Origin of the sequence: Acinetobacter sp. NIPH 2100, assembly GCF_000369805.1 — a bacterium.
Lineage (GTDB): Bacteria > Pseudomonadota > Gammaproteobacteria > Pseudomonadales > Moraxellaceae > Acinetobacter.
The window spans coordinates 2494754-2510881 of the sequence record NZ_KB850224.1; the positions used below are offsets into that span (position 1 = coordinate 2494754).

13 protein-coding genes are annotated in these 16128 nt (G+C 43.2%); 6 read left to right on the plus strand and 7 right to left on the minus strand.

Annotated elements, in window-relative coordinates; genetic code table 11:
* Window positions 1-13: 13 nt before the first annotated feature.
* On the plus strand, window positions 14-943 hold the full coding sequence (locus tag F887_RS06335; RefSeq protein ID WP_005295352.1) for a LysR family transcriptional regulator: 930 nt from the start codon (window positions 14-16) through the stop codon (window positions 941-943).
* Window positions 944-1001: 58 nt separating this feature from the next.
* Here the strand turns inward: F887_RS06335 and F887_RS06330 are convergent, their stop codons facing one another.
* The 6 genes from F887_RS06330 to F887_RS06305 all read right to left on the minus strand — a co-directional run bounded on the left by F887_RS06330 (window position 1002) and on the right by F887_RS06305 (window position 8272).
* A complete protein-coding gene (locus tag F887_RS06330) occupies window positions 1002-2369 on the minus strand; it encodes an MFS transporter (RefSeq protein ID WP_005295355.1) in 1368 nt (455 codons plus the stop codon).
* 84 nt (window positions 2370-2453) lie between these two features.
* On the minus strand, window positions 2454-3740 hold the full coding sequence (locus F887_RS06325; RefSeq protein ID WP_005295357.1) for a DcaP family trimeric outer membrane transporter: 1287 nt from the start codon (window positions 3738-3740) through the stop codon (window positions 2454-2456).
* 262 nt (window positions 3741-4002) lie between these two features.
* Window positions 4003-4743, minus strand: coding sequence for a class I SAM-dependent methyltransferase (locus F887_RS06320; protein ID WP_005295360.1), 741 nt, complete (start codon window positions 4741-4743; stop codon window positions 4003-4005).
* Window positions 4744-4767: 24 nt separating this feature from the next.
* Entirely contained in the window at window positions 4768-5760 is a 993-nt protein-coding gene (gene bioB, locus F887_RS06315) for a biotin synthase BioB (RefSeq protein WP_005295362.1), read from the minus strand.
* 87 nt (window positions 5761-5847) lie between these two features.
* A complete protein-coding gene (locus F887_RS06310; RefSeq protein ID WP_005295364.1) occupies window positions 5848-7542 on the minus strand; it encodes an AMP-binding protein in 1695 nt (564 codons plus the stop codon).
* A gap of 112 nt (window positions 7543-7654) precedes the next feature.
* Window positions 7655-8272 carry a TetR/AcrR family transcriptional regulator gene (locus tag F887_RS06305; protein WP_005150661.1) on the minus strand — a complete coding sequence of 206 codons (618 nt, stop codon included), beginning with the start codon at window positions 8270-8272 and terminating at the stop codon, window positions 7655-7657.
* Between the two features lie 148 nt (window positions 8273-8420).
* Between F887_RS06305 and F887_RS06300 the strand changes: the two genes are divergently transcribed.
* The 5 genes from F887_RS06300 to F887_RS06280 are packed head-to-tail and all read left to right on the plus strand — an operon-like array spanning window position 8421 to window position 14934.
* Entirely contained in the window at window positions 8421-9593 is a 1173-nt protein-coding gene (locus F887_RS06300; protein WP_005295367.1) for an isovaleryl-CoA dehydrogenase, read from the plus strand.
* Window positions 9594-9617: 24 nt separating this feature from the next.
* The gene (locus tag F887_RS06295) at window positions 9618-11219 is read left to right on the plus strand and encodes a carboxyl transferase domain-containing protein (RefSeq protein WP_005295368.1); all 1602 of its coding nucleotides are present in this window, start codon (window positions 9618-9620) and stop codon (window positions 11217-11219) included.
* A gap of 9 nt (window positions 11220-11228) precedes the next feature.
* Window positions 11229-12032, plus strand: coding sequence for an enoyl-CoA hydratase/isomerase family protein (locus F887_RS06290; protein ID WP_005295370.1), 804 nt, complete (start codon window positions 11229-11231; stop codon window positions 12030-12032).
* 11 nt (window positions 12033-12043) lie between these two features.
* The gene (locus F887_RS06285) at window positions 12044-14035 is read left to right on the plus strand and encodes an acetyl/propionyl/methylcrotonyl-CoA carboxylase subunit alpha (RefSeq protein ID WP_005295373.1); all 1992 of its coding nucleotides are present in this window, start codon (window positions 12044-12046) and stop codon (window positions 14033-14035) included.
* A complete protein-coding gene (locus F887_RS06280) occupies window positions 14032-14934 on the plus strand; it encodes a hydroxymethylglutaryl-CoA lyase (protein ID WP_005295376.1) in 903 nt (300 codons plus the stop codon). The genes F887_RS06285 and F887_RS06280 overlap by 4 nt, the downstream gene beginning before the upstream one ends.
* A 231-nt stretch (window positions 14935-15165) precedes the next feature.
* Here the strand turns inward: F887_RS06280 and F887_RS06275 are convergent, their stop codons facing one another.
* Window positions 15166-16104, minus strand: a complete 939-nt coding sequence (locus tag F887_RS06275) for a LysR family transcriptional regulator (protein ID WP_032863155.1) — start codon at window positions 16102-16104, stop codon at window positions 15166-15168.
* Between the last annotated feature and the right edge of the window lie 24 nt (window positions 16105-16128).

The window sequence follows — 16128 nt, forward strand, 5'->3', positions numbered from 1 at the left end:
AAAGCAAAACTAAATGAAACCGAAAAAATTAAATCAAGTGACTGATTTTGATATAAAACTTCTCAAAATATTTAAAACGGTGTGTGATTGCCACAGCTTTAGCTCTGCTGAAAGCATCCTTGGCATTAGTCGCTCTGCGATTAGTCTGCATATGAGTGATCTGGAAAATCGGCTTGGTATCCGACTGTGTCAACGAGGCCGAGCAGGCTTTGCTTTGACAGATGAGGGGCGGGAAATTCTGGAATATATCGAAGTGCTTAGTGCTTCGATTGAAGACTTTCGAGCCAAAATCAATCAAATGCACAATCAGCTCAAAGGTGAGTTTAATATTGGAATTATCAACAATTTGGTGACTATGCCCAGCGCCTATATTACCAATACCCTTGCGGTATTGGCGGAAGAAAACAAAGAAGTGGTGATCAATATCAGCATGAGCACCTTGTCTGATATTGAATGTCGTGTTTTAGACAATCGCTTACATGCAGGTGCGATTCCTTTGGTTACACCTCTATCTGGGCTGGATTATTTTGATTTATATCGTGAAAAATCTTTTCTGTATTGCGGCAAAAACCATCCACTATTTCAACATTTAGGTGAAATCAATACGGTGGATTTAAAAAACTGGCAGGCTGTTTTGCCTAACTATGCGATTACTGCTGAAGCAACCCAATTACACCAGTTACTAGACTGTTCAGCCACCGCAACTGACCGTGAAGGCATTGCCTTTCTGATCTTAACAGGGAAATTTCTGGGTTTTTTACCCGATCATTATGCCAAGAAATGGGTGGAAGATGGTTTGATGCAGCCTATTTTACAGGATGTGATGCATTACAGTACCCCGATCTGCCTAATCACTCACAAAGGCAAAAACTACAATATGATTTTAAAAACCTTTATGAACATTTTAAAAACCAGAATCATGCCGTTGACTTCGTCAAGCTAAGGAATACAAAGTCGATGAACTGAGCCCATCGACTTTCTTGTATAAATAATGATGATGACTATGCTTCACCAGTCTCAGCAATGTTCGATGCTGCATTCACCGCGCTTTTACTGCCGCTATCGGATTCATGCCGTTTCAGCACCAACACTGCAAAAATTGCAATGATGGCGGGTATGGCGATCATTACAAAGTTCAGCTTATGTGGTAAGCCTAAAGTCAGTAGCATGCCAGTTAAGATCGGCCCGACAATTGCGCCAATCCGCCCAACCGCAGAAGCACAGCCGATCCCTGTCGAGCGTACACTTAAGGGATAGTACTGTGCGACATAACTGTATAGCAGAATTGAAGTCCCGATGGTTGCAGCACCTGCAATCGTCACCAAACCATATAAAATGTAGGCTGGTGAGTTATAGCCGAGTCCAACCAGTGCAAATACACCTGCAACAAACATGGTTAAAATGACTGGTTTTAAATGGAATTTATCGGAGAGTACTCCTCCTAGGATTGCTCCGATCATGGCACCCACATTCAGTGCTAGCAGGAATAAAATACTTTTACCCAATGAGTAACCTGCTGCCAGCATCAGTTTAGGCAACCAACTGCTCAATGCATAAACCATCAGCAAACACATAAAGAATAATAGCCAAAACATCAAGGTACTCAAAGCACGGCCATGCTGAAATAAGGCTTTTGCTGAACTGCCTGTGCCCAGATTATCCTCATTCAAACATAAGCGTGTATCAGTACTTAATGCCTGATCTGGTGCAATTTTTTGGATAATGGCATAGGCTTGCTCGGTCTTGCCACTTTTTACTAAAAAGGTCAGTGACTCAGGCAAAAACTTCCATAAAATCGGTAGTAGTAATAATGGAATACCTGCAATCAAAAACATGATTTGCCAGCCTTGGCTTTCCACCAGATAGCTTCCTAACAGCGCTGAAATAATCCCACCAATGGCATAACCGCTAAACATACTGCCCACCAAAGTACTGCGCATCCGCTTTGGGGCATATTCAGAGGTTAACGCCACCAGATTTGGCATGACGCCACCAATCCCCAAACCTGCTAAAAAGCGTAACAGACCAAACTCAAAAGGCGTCGATGCAAATGCACCCCAAAAGGTAAAACCACTAAAGAAAGTCACACAAATCAAGATCACATTTTTGCGACCAATTTTATCTGCCAAAGCCCCGAATAGCATGGCACCAAACATCATTCCACATAAGGCCGTACTGGCCAACATACCCGCCTGTACTGCTGTGAGTGACCACTCCTGCATTAATACGGGTAAAACCACACCGTAAATGACTAGATCATAACCGTCAAAAATAATAATGAGTAAGCACCAAAGCAGAATGCTCCAATGAAAAGGGGTAAATTTTGCTTGGTCAATAATTGCATTGACATTCAACGTCGATGTTGCCATTTAATCATCTCCTCTATGAGATAAATTCTTGTTTAAAACGACATACTGCACCCTAAAGAAAAAACAGATTATTCAAGGTCTTGATTAAAAGTCGTAACTCGCCATCATATTGAAGCGGTTATCAATTCCTTTACGCCCCTCAAAAGTTTCACGCTCGCCATAGACGTATTCCACGCCCAAAGTAATGGGTTTATACGGGTTGTACATGGCATTGATCCAACCTTGCCAAAGCTCTTTATTTTGAGTCAGGTTAGTTTTTTGGATTTGGGCAAAAGTATTGTCATCTTTAGCTTTCATATAGCCATAACCCAAGGTTGAACGAAGCTGTGAATTAAATTGATGAGTCAGACCTGCTGAAATGGTGTCGAATTCATTGCTCTGAATATTATTCTTATCATCAATCACATAACTGTTATTGGTCCATAATAGAAAACGACCATCGCCTTTGACATGGTAATAGTCCGCTTTTAAGAAGGTTTGTGGCGTTAACTGATATTTACCCCCTAGCCCCACACCCCATGCCCATTCTTCGTCATTACTGGTTTTTTTCTCAGCCATAAAGGTTCGGCCAGACAACAAGGAACCATTCTCAAATTTATGATTCAATCGTCCCACCAAAGCAGGCAAACGCATTTCATTATCCGGGTCAGAAGTTGCGGTATATTTTGGATCCTCAATCGCCACAGCAAAACTGGTATTGGCTGATAGATTGTCGCTATAACGAACCAATGGTGAGCGTTGTAATGCGCCACCGACATAAGTCCCAGCATCGATCGTTTCTGGATAATATTCAGGGGCAATAAAAGTTGACCAAGTCTGACCAATCAACCATTTATCAAAGGTTAAATAGGCATGGCGAATACGGAATTGATCGCGTGTGCTGCCACCAAAGAAATCCATTTCCAACTTGCCACCGACATCGCCAGCGGCTGTCGGCGTTTTAAAATTCAAACCTAAACGGGTGACGTTGACCGTTGAATGCAAACGATCTTTTTGTTGAGCTTCCTCGGCAGTATGTTCCAGTGGTACGCCACTGATATTGTTATACATTGTCGATGCACCTTTGGCCTGATAAGAGGCATCGGCCCGGATATAACCATATAAACTAACTTCTGCTCCCGCTTTACTGATATTCAGTTTAGGCGCCTGTGTTTCAGCCACTTGCGGTGTAGCAGCTACGGTGACTGGAGCCGTCGACTGGGCTGGAACAGGCTGCTTTACATACTGTTGCAGCATCGCTCGCAACTCTTGAACCTCCTGTCGGAGCTGGGCAATTTCAGCACTTTCAGTTCCCGAATAAGCAGAGGACATGGCCGTTAAAACACCCACAGCCAACATGCTTTTTTGTACCGTTAAAATAAAATTTTTCATTGAAATCAATTTCCTTTTCAATTGATCTTAAAACCCGTTTTAAGATCATTCTTTGTTTGTGTTTTATCCTTTGTCGTACAGAAGTACCACATCACATTTTTTATTCTAAAAATTTCAAATCATTGATTTATTTAATCTTCACCTCCTATTTTCAATCTACTTTCATTCACTTTGACTTTTTTAAAGACAGCAAAACCTAGCAGCAGCGATATGAGCCACTGCTCAAAACTTCCGTTAAAAGCTAAAAAATTAAGTTGCTGTTTTAATGTTGGATTCCTTGTTGAGCGAAAACGACCTTGCCAGAATGTTCCGAGGTCAAGATATCGTCCTGCTTTTTCTGGGCAATCAGTCCCTGATACGTTAAAACTTGGCTAAAACAATGCACCTGTGCAAAACCTGTCCGCTGAAGCAGTTGCTGATAATCGTCAAAAGCGAGCGTAAAAAAGTCTTGTGCTAAACGTTCCATCATTGCATCACTCTGCTCAATACTCAGACCATTAGCCTGACATAACAAAGGCAAGGCTTTAAATTGTTGAGGATTTTCACAAGCCATGAGGTCGTAAGTAATTAGAAGTCCTTTGGCTCTTAAGCGCTTTGAAATCTCTGCAAAAAAATCTGATTTCAACTCATGCGGCACAAAATGTGTAACCAAGATCGACAGTGCCGCATCAAATTTTGGCTGTGTCGGCAATGCTGCTGTTTCTCCATGAATGAATTGCACACGCTCTGACTGTCCAAGCTGCTGAATCAGTGCTTGTGCTTTCTGCAGCATGCCCAAAGAAGGATCAACTGCCGTAAAAGTCCAAGTCGGATGCCTATTCAATAAATATTCAAGTTCATAGCCTGTGCCACAACCGACAATTAAAATCTGTGCATCAGAACTTAGAGCCGACTGTAAAAGAGCATCGACTTGTTGATGCATCAGCGCATAACCTGGAATCAGTCGGCGGATATGATCATCATAGCGTTCCACCACTTTCTGACTATTAAAATCTTTCGCCATTTGATCCTCTACTTTTTAAAAGTCTTAAATGGTCAGCATCGCATCGACTGATAACTGACTCACAGAAGGTTTGCTCGCTTCTATTTTTAAGCCTAGTTTTTGAAATAAGGCTTGGTCACGACTTTCACCCGCATTGGCAGTGGTTAATAACTTTTCGCCAGAAAAAATAGAGTTGGCACCTGCCATAAACGCCAAGGCTTGATCGGAATCGGTTAATGCTTCACGCCCAGCCGAGAGTCGAATGTAACTTTTCGGCATAATCAAACGCGCCACAGCAATGGTTCGAATCCATTCAATCACATCCAGTTTTTCCACCTGAGCCAATGGTGTCCCTTCTATCGGAACCAGCATGTTAATAGGCACGGATTCTGGATGTAACGGCAAAGTTGCAAGTTCATGTAAAAGGCCAATCCGATCCTCTCGGCTTTCACCTAAACCCACAATACCGCCACTACAGACTTTCAACCCTGCCTGACGAACATGGTCTAGGGTATCCAAACGGTCATCAAAAGTTCGGGTACTGATAATGTGTGAATAATATTCACGCGAGGTGTCCAGATTATGGTTGTAATAATCCAGTCCCGCATCTTTTAAACGTTCTGCTTGTGAAGCATTCAGCATACCCAAAGTCATACAGGTTTCCAGTCCCAAAGCTTTCACTTCGCGGACCATGTCCAATACATAAGGCATATCGCGTTCATGCGGATTGCGCCATGCAGCCCCCATACAAAATCGTGATGCGCCTGAGGCTTTGGATTTTTGTGCTTCTTGAATGACTTTCTCGACTGCAATACGTTTTTCTGCTTCCAGTTTCGAATCATAGTGGACCGATTGCGAACAATACTTGCAATCTTCTGGACATTTTCCAGTCTTAATAGAGAGTAAAGTACTGACCTGAATCGTATTCGCAGTAAAAAATTGTCGATGTAACTGTTGTGCCTGAAAGACTAAATCCAACAAAGGCTGCTCATATAAAGCCTGTATTTCAGCACGTGACCAATCATTTCTGATCTTCATTTTTTGATCCTGACATCCTATGTTTAGATAAAACCGCAACATCAAATTTTCCTCCCTTGCCTGCGTACACAAAGGAGGAACACCATTTTAATCAAAAATTTCAGCAGTCAAATTCAGTTCTACCCGCATGATTTCCTGTAATTTAAATTTCTGTGCTTTACCTGATGCGGTCATCGGAAACTCATCAAAAAATTTAACGTAACGTGGCACTTTATTATGTGAAATATGCTCTTTGCAGAAACGACGGATACTGTCTTCATTGCTTTGATGATGCTCGTGTAAAATGATGCAGGCACAGAGCTCTTCACCATAACGCATGTCGGGCAAACCTATGACTTGCACATCACATACATCTGGATGGGTATATAAAAAGTCTTCTATTTCCTTTGGAAACAGGTTTTCTCCCCCACGAATAACCACATCTTTAATCCGGCCTTTGATTTTGACAAAGCCTTCGCTGTTCATTTCAGCAATATCACCCGTGTGCATCCAGCCCGCTGCATCGATGACTTCTTTGGTTTTTTCAGGCTCATCCCAATACCCAGCCATGACTGAATAACCACGTACACAAAGTTCACCGAGTGTCCCTAGCGGAACGATTTCACCTTCTAAATCGACAATTTTAACTTCCAAATGTGGATGTACATGGCCCACAGTACTGACCCGTTTATCAATTGAATCATCGATATAGCTTTGCACACTGACTGGGGAAGTTTCAGTCATACCATAACAGATGGTAATTTCTGACATATGCATACGGTCAATCACACGCTGCATAATTTCTCTTGGGCATGGACTGCCTGCCATAATGCCTGTACGCAAACTGCTCAAATCAAATTCAGCGAATTGCTCATGCTCCAAAATGGCAATAAACATGGTTGGCACGCCATAAGCAGCAGTACATTTTTCCTGTTCAATGGTTTTTAAGCTTTCTAATGGATTAAACACCGAAGCAGGATAAACCATGGTTGCACCGTGTGTGATACAAGCCAGATTGCCCATCACCATGCCAAAACAATGGAATAAAGGCACCGAGATACAGACTCGATCCTGTGGGGTTAAACCAATGCCTTCCCCAACAAAATAACCATTATTCAGGATATTATGATGGGTCAACATGGTCCCTTTCGGATTGCCTGTTGTTCCTGAGGTAAATTGAATATTGATGGTCTCATCAAACTGCAACTGCTTAGTTAAGCACTGCAACTCATCGAGCTGAGATTGTTTTGGAATTTCTAGCAAATCACCAAAACGATGTATGCCTGTATGTTGCTGCTCGTCAATTTTGATCACATATTTTAAATGCGGTAAACGGGCTGAATGAAGCACTTTATCGGAGCTAGATGTCAGCTCAGGTGCAATCTTGGTGAGTAATTCTTGATAATCTGTGGTCTTAAATTGTGAGGCGATGATCAAGCCTTTACAGGAGACTTTATTGAGCACATATTCCAGTTCATGACTTTTATAGGCGGTATTCAGATTCACCAAAATAATACCCGCTTTGAACGCGGCAAATTGGGTCACTGTCCATTCCACACAGTTGGGCGACCAGATCGCCAATCGATCCCCCTTTTTCAAACCGAGCTTGAGCAAACTACAAGCAAAAGCATTCACCTCATGCTGTAGTTGTTTATAACTGAGGCGTCTGTTCTGATGCGAACTGACAATGGCCTCTTGCTCTGCATAGAGTTGGCAGGCCTGATCAAATTTATCTCCAATCGTCATCCCCAACAGGGGCTGCGAGCTGGTTCCAGAGGCATAGCTTAACCGTACGTGTTGCATTGAATCATTCTCCTTGATTCTTTTTAATTCTGTTCTTACCTGATCTAATTGTTGTTACTGCAACTACTCTTCAAACTGCCTATTGTTGTGATTTTAAACCGTTCTGTCTGCCCTACTTTTTCTGTACTGCATCCACACAAAAGTCAGCAATCTGTTTGGAAAAATAGTCTTTATGCGTCTGATCAAACTTGGTATTTTGAGCTGGATCTAAAGGTTCAACCACCACATAGGTCATCGCACCGACCACACACATGGCTGTTGTATTTAAGTCATCCAGAACAAACTCACCACTTGCATTTCCATCTGCAAGGATTTTTTTAATACTTTGTTTAATCAACTGCTTTACCCGAAAACGCTCATGTTCAACGGTTGAATCCACTGGCTCAAACATGAGTGAATATGCCAGCTGAGGGCTGTTGAGTGCCCGTTTGACAAAGGTCGCAACTGCTTTATGCAATTTCTGTTGTGCGGTCAGATCACTTTCTGTGATGGCATCGATCACCAACAACTCGGTATTGATGGCTTCAGACAAAACTTCAATCAGTACCTGACTTTTATTGTCAAAGTAGCGATAAACCAGACCACTTGAGACCCCTGCTTGCTCGGCAATGGTTTGAATCTGCGCGTCTTTGAATCCTCCCTCTGAAATTAATTTTCTGGCTGAACTCAAAATCGATTTACGATTTTGCTCCATCCGCTCCTGCATTAAAGTTGATCGTTTATAGCTCATAAATTTTATTCTCTAACAAATAAAGTGAATTGTAAATCATTTTATGAATCACTATTCACTTTTTTAAAAATTCATTGTAAGGTAGTTCATAAGCACATACAACAACGCTTAATGGAACAACAAATATAACCAATGGGATGACAACACAATGAACCTACGTAGCTTGAATTTTGGTCTGGATGAAACGTTAATTGCTCTACAAGATTCAGTTGCTGCATTTTGTGCCAAAGAAATTGCACCAATTGCTCAGCAAGTTGATCAAGATAATAAATTCCCAGCCCATCTCTGGAAGAAATTTGGTGACATGGGACTCATGGGCTTAACTGTTTCTGAAGAATATGGCGGCACCAATCTTGGCTATTTGGCGCATATCATTGTGCTACAAGAAATTTCACGCGCATCCGCCTCTATTGGTCTTTCTTACGGTGCACATTCTAACTTGTGTATTAACCAGATTAACCGCAATGGCAGTGAGCAACAAAAACAGAAATATTTACCCAAGCTGATTTCAGGCGACTTTGTTGGTGCTTTGGCAATGTCTGAACCGAATGCAGGTTCTGATGTCGTGAGTATGAAGCTGCGTGCTGAACAAAAAGGCGATCACTTTGTTTTAAATGGTTCAAAAATGTGGATTACCAATGGTGGCGATGCTGATGTATTGGTGGTTTATGCCAAAACCGATCCACATGCAGGTGCCAAAGGCATGACGGCCTTCCTGATCGAAAAAGATATGCCAGGCTTTAGTCATGGCAAGCATTTAGACAAGCTCGGTATGCGTGGTTCCAACACTTATCCGCTATTTTTTGACAATGTTGAAGTCCCTGCTGAGAACGTACTCGGTGGTGTAGGCAACGGCGCCAAAGTACTGATGAGTGGTCTGGATTATGAACGCGCGGTCCTAAGTGCAGGTCCTTTAGGCATTATGGATGCCTGTTTGGATGTGGTGATTCCCTACTTACATGAACGTGAACAATTCGGCCAAGCCTTGGGTGAATTCCAATTGATGCAAGGCAAACTGGCAGATATGTATTCCACTTGGCTCGCTTGTAAAGCATTGGTCTACGCGGTTGGCGCAGCCTGTGACAAAGCCGACCATGACCGCAGTTTACGTAAAGATGCAGCCAGTGCCATTTTATATGCAGCAGAAAAAGCCACATGGATGGCAGGTGAAACCATTCAAACCCTCGGTGGTAATGGTTATATCAATGAATTCTCGGCAGGTCGCTTATGGCGTGATGCCAAACTTTATGAAATTGGTGCAGGAACTTCAGAAATTCGCCGCATGCTGATTGGCCGCGAACTGTTTAATGAAACCAAATAATAACCATAAATCAGGATGCAGCTTATGAACCAATTACACAGCAAAATTAATGTGCGAAGTGAAGACTTCAAAACCAATCAACACGCCATGCAAACATTGGTCAGCGATCTAAAACAAGTGGCTCAAAAAGTAGCTTTAGGTGGTGGAGAAAATGCCCGTCAAAAACATTTAGCCCGAGGCAAATTATTGCCACGTGATCGTATTGATCAACTGATTGATGTCGGCACGGCTTTTTTAGAAATTGGACAATTAGCTGCTTATAAGGTTTATGAAGATGACATTCCTGCTGCGGGTGTGATTGCAGGCATCGGCCAAGTCAATGGTGTGACCTGCATGATCGTCGCCAATGATGCAACCGTCAAAGGTGGCACCTATTATCCGCTCACAGTGAAAAAGCATTTGCGTGCACAGGAAATTGCCGAGCAAAATCACTTGCCGTGTATTTATCTGGTGGATTCAGGGGGTGCTTTTTTACCAATGCAAGATGAAGTCTTCCCTGATCGTGATCATTTTGGACGTATTTTCTATAATCAGGCGCGGATGTCGAGCCAAGGGATTGCCCAAATTGCGGTGGTGATGGGTAGTTGTACCGCTGGCGGTGCTTATGTCCCTGCCATGTCAGATGAAACCATCATTGTGCGTAATCAAGGTACGATTTTTCTGGGTGGCCCTCCCTTGGTAAAAGCCGCAACAGGTGAAGTGGTCACCAGTGAAGATTTAGGGGGTGGTGATGTCCATACCCGTCTTTCAGGGGTTGCGGATCATTTGGCTGAAAATGATGAACATGCGCTAGCGATTGCACGTAACATCGTTGCCAATCTGAATAAAAAACCAACCGAATTAAATAAACAAATAGATGAGCCGCTATTTGATGCATCGGAACTTTATGGTGTTGTTCCAAGTGATGCACGTAAACCTTTCGATGTACGTGAAGTGATTGCACGTATTGTCGACGGTTCACGCTTTGATGAGTTTAAAGCCCGTTTTGGCTCAACCCTCATTACTGGTTTTGCTTCGCTTTACGGTATGCCCGTCGGCATCATTGCCAATAACGGCATTCTCTTTTCCGAATCTGCACAAAAAGGTGCACATTTTATTGAGCTGTGTACCCAACGCAATATTCCATTGTTATTTATCCAAAACATCACTGGCTTTATGGTGGGTCGTCAATACGAAAATGAAGGCATTGCAAAAAATGGTGCCAAATTGGTGATGGCGGTTGCGACAGCCAATGTACCTAAACTGACCCTGATTATTGGCGGTTCGTTTGGTGCAGGTAACTATGGCATGTGTGGCCGCGCTTACTCGCCACGCTTTTTATGGACATGGCCAAACTCTCGTATTTCGGTGATGGGTGGTGAACAGGCTGCCAGTGTACTTTCAACTTTAAAACGTGATCAGATTGAGCAAAAAGGTGCACAGTGGTCAGCACAGGAAGAAGATCAATTTAAACAACCGATTCGTGAACAATATGAGCATCAAGGCCATCCGTATTATGCCTCTTCCCGTCTTTGGGATGACGGTGTCATTGACCCTGCTCAAACCCGTCATGTGCTTGGTCTGAGCCTTGCTGCGGCGCTCAATGCACCCATTCAGCCAACCAAATTTGGCGTGTTCCGCATGTAAGAGGTGTCTATGAGCTATCAATTTTTACAACTGGAACAACAAGGTCAAGTTGCCTATGTTTGGCTTAATCGCCCAGAACTGCACAATGCCTTTAATACCACAGTGATTGAAGAATTACATACTTGCTTTAACAGCCTAAATAGGCGTGATGATATCCGTGTGGTGATCTTGGCTGGACGAGGTAAAAGCTTCTCGGCAGGTGCTGATCTGAACTGGATGAAACAGGCAGGTCAAGCTTCGTCAGCAGAAAATGAAGCCGATGCTTTAAAACTTGCACAGATGCTAAATGCACTTGCGACCTTAAAGCAACCGACGCTTGCTCGTGTGCATGGCATTGCCTTTGGCGGTGGCATGGGTTTGGCATCGGCCTGTGATATTTGTATTGCCAGTACCGATGCTAAATTTGCAACGTCTGAGGTCCGTTTAGGTCTTGCCCCTTCGACTATCAGTCCCTATGTAATTGGTGCGATTGGAGCACGACAGGCTTCGCGCTACTTCTTAACCGCAGAACGGATTTCTGCGCGTGAAGCCAAATCTATTGGCTTGGCACATGAAGTGGCAGATGCAGAAGACTTAGACCAGAAAGTTCAAGAAATTATTGATGCCCTGTTACTTGGTGGCCCGCAGGCTCAGGCGGCATCAAAACAACTGATTCAAATGGTGAGCAACCAGACCATGAGCAATGACTTGCTGCAACAGACGGCACAACATATTGCTCAAGTTCGTCAGGGCAGCGAAGCCAAAGAAGGACTGAATGCCTTTTTAAATAAACAACAGCCTGCATGGGTTTCTCACTCGAATAACAACAATTAAGGACGATCATCATGTTTGAAAAGATTTTAATTGCGAACCGTGGCGAGATTGCCTGCCGCGTGATTCGTACCGCAAAAAAACTCGGTATTGCAACGGTTGCGGTATATTCTGATGCAGACGCCAATGCACAACACGTCAAACTTGCCGATGAAGCCATTTATATTGGTCAGTCCCCTGCGACTCAAAGTTATTTACAGGTAGAGCGTATTATTCAGGCGGCGATTGATACAGGCAGTCAAGCGATTCACCCGGGCTACGGTTTTCTTTCAGAAAATGATCAGTTTGCACTCGCTTGCCAACAACACAACATTTGCTTTATTGGCCCACCCGTCGATGCGATTTTAGCGATGGGCTTAAAAGCCACCTCTAAAGCCTTGATGGAAAAAGCAGGTGTGCCATTAACCCCTGGCTATCACGGGACCAATCAAGAGGCCGACTTTTTAAAGCAACAGGCAGACCAAATTGGCTACCCTGTTTTAATTAAAGCCAGTGCTGGTGGTGGTGGTAAAGGCATGAGTCTGGTTGAGCGTAGTGAAGATTTCCTGCATGCCTTAGCCTCATGTAAACGTGAAGCCAAATCGAGCTTTGGTAATGATGATGTGTTGATTGAACGCTATGTAATTCAACCGCGACATATTGAAGTACAAGTGTTTGGCGATACACATGGTAACTATGTGCATTTATTTGAACGTGATTGTTCGGTACAACGCCGCCACCAAAAAGTACTCGAAGAAGCTCCTGCACCACAAATGCCAAGCGAAAAACTGGATGCCATGCGCCAAGCTGCAATCGATGCTGCCCGTGCGGTGAACTATGTCGGCGCGGGTACGGTTGAGTTTATTGTGGAGCAAGATGGAACCGCGTATTTCATGGAAATGAATACCCGTCTGCAAGTCGAACATCCTGTTACTGAAATGATTACAGGTGAGGACCTTGTAGAATGGCAACTACGCGTCGCAGATGGTGAACCTTTACCGAAACTGCAACATCAATTACAGATTCATGGTCATGCGCTCGAAGCACGTATTTATGCAGAAGAACCCGAAAAGGGCTTTTTACCTGCCATCGGCAAAATTGACTATTTACATTACCCAACGCAAAACCAATTCGTCCGTGTCGACAGTGGTATCGTTGAAGGTGATGAAATCACCACCTACTACGATCCGATGATTGCCAAACTGATCGTTTGGGGTAAAAACCGTGAAGCGGCTTTGATTCAAATGCAACATGCACTCAGTCAATTCCACGTCGATGGTCTAGGTAATAACATTGCCTTTTTAGAAAAAATTGTTCGTAGCGACTCATTCAAACAAGCCAAATTGGATACCAACCTAATCCAACGTGAACAAGATTTCTTGTTCCATCCAGAACAGATTAAGCCTGAATTGGTGGTTAGCACAGCCTTTATCGAATTCCTGAGCAAACTTAACAACAATCGTTCTAGCCAAAAACAATTATGGCAAGCACAACCGTTATGGCGTTTAAATATTGCTTTCCAACAAATCATTAAACTGAACTATTTAGATCAGAGCATTCAAATCAAAATTAGCTCGGCTGAACAAGGCTTTAATGCTGAATATAATGGGAAGAGCTACCCTATTTCAGGACAATTGCTAGATGCGCATACAGCTGAGATTCATCTCAATGGCACACAGCAAAAACTAGCTTTCAACCAAAGCACGCAAGGCATCACGCTGTTCCATAGCGGACAAAGTCATAAATTTGCTTATATTCGCCAAGATTATAATCAAGCCGATAGCCAAGCGGATCAAGGTCATCTTAAAGCACCGATGCCAGGTGTCGTGACTCAAGTGCTGGTCAGTGCAAATCATAACGTCAAGAAAGACGATATCTTAATGACGCTTGAAGCCATGAAAATGGAATACACCATTCGCGCACCACAAGATGGTGTGATTGTGGATTCCTATTTCCAAGTAGGTGATCAGGTCAAAGCTGGCGATGAACTGGTGGAATTTCAACCTGCGCAGGAGGAAGTTGCATGAGTGAATTTGTCAAAATCGTGGAGGTCGGTCCGCGTGATGGCCTGCAAAATGAAAAACAGGCTTTGACCGTCCAACAACGTTTAAACTTTATTCACGATTTGGTTAATGCTGGCTTGAAATCGATTGAAGTCGGCTCCTGTGTATCTGCAAAATGGGTACCGCAAATGGCGCAGAGTGATGAGCTATTTAAACAATTACCCCAAACGACCGATGTGCAATTTAGTCTGCTTACCCCCAATATCAAAGGTTTTGAAACTGCTCAAGCTGTAGGATGCAAAGAGGTTGCGGTATTTACTGCAGCTTCTGAAAGCTTTACCCGTAAAAATATTAATTGCTCGATTGATGAAAGTTTTGAAAAATTTAGCGATGTGATGACCGCAGCCAAAGCGCAGAACATCCGTGTCCGTGGTTATGTTTCTTGTATTGTCGATTGCCCTTATGAAGGTGCGATTGCACCTGAGCAAGTGCTGAAAGTGGTTAAACGGCTCTATGACATGGGTTGTTATGAAGTATCTTTGGGTGAAACCATTGGTACAGCCACACCAGATCGTGTCGCAAAAGTCTGGCAAGCTTGTCTGGCTGAACTCGACAGTAAGGTTTTGGCAGGACATTTTCATAATACTTATGGCATGGCGATTGCCAATATTCATCAATCTTTACAGCAAGGCATTCGTGTATTTGATTCTTCGCTGGCTGGTTTGGGTGGATGCCCTTACGCCAAAGGGGCTTCAGGTAATGTCGCCACCGAAGATCTGTTCTATTTGCTCTCGCATATGGGCTTTGAAACAGGAATCAATTTAGAAAAACTGATGCAAGCCAGCCAAAATATTAGTCATGTACTCAACCGAAAAAGCTTATCGAATTATGCCAATGCGTATTGGCAAACAAAATGTGCTTAGCAATATATAGATCGTATTTTCTCATCCTCTAGCAACAGGCTTAATCAATGAAACTTGCCCAGTTCATCAGGTCTCATCTTTATCTCATTCTATTTAGGAGCTGAGATTAAATTCCTCATGTAATTTATTTAAAAATATATTATTCATCTCTGTAGAAAATGCCTCTTTATAAAGAAGCATTTTTTTAATTTTAATCCTTATTATTCTTTTTCTAACGCTCTCTCAAATTACTTATAAAAAATAATCCGTATCTTGCTGTATTTTTGGAGAAATATGCTGCTCAACCCACTCCAGCCATGCCCGTGTTTTTGCATCAACAAAATGACGTGATGGCAATAAAGTATAAACCCCAATATCAGGTGACCGCCAAGCAGGTAAAATACGGCGTAATCGCCCTGCCCGAATCGCATCAATCGATGAGAATGTTGGCAATAAAGCAATGCCCATATCCTGCTGTACCACATCTAGCAGCAATTCAGGTGTATCTGCAATCAACGGACCATTAATATCAATCTGATAAGAACAGCTGTTTTCACTGACCAGATGCCATTGTGGGGTAATCGATGGATTGACTAAGCGTAAGCAGGCATGCGTTTGTAAATCATCCAGTGATTGAGGTTCACCATGTTTTTCCAGATAGGCAGGCGAAGCGCATAACACCGAAAAAATCGTCCCAATTCGGCGCGCGACAAATCTTGAATCTGCCAAGGACTCAGTCAGATACAAGCTGACATCAATACCTTTGCCTAAAAGATCAGGTACGTTTTGCGAGGTTCGGTATTCAACCGTAAGCTCAGGATAAGTTTGACAAAATTCCGCCATCATCGGTGCTAAATAATGATGCCCGAAACTGGCCATACTCAGTACACGTAACCGCCCTTGTGGTCTGGTTGCCATCCCCATAGCCTGTGCTTCGGATTCTTCCACCATCGCCAGCACCTGACGGCACTGCTCTGCATAGTTTGCACCAATTTCAGTCAAGGCATGCTGTCGGGTTGATCGTTGTAGTAGTTTTGTACCTAACCGCCCTTCTAATTCGCTAATTAATCGCGAAACTTGCGCAGTTGTCAATTCCATCTGCTCCGCAGCAGCCGTAAAACTGCCGCTATCAATGACTTTCAGGAAGGCATGCATCGCATGTAGCAATCCACCATCAAGATTTTTGCGCATAACGTAAATATCTTTTTCTAAATT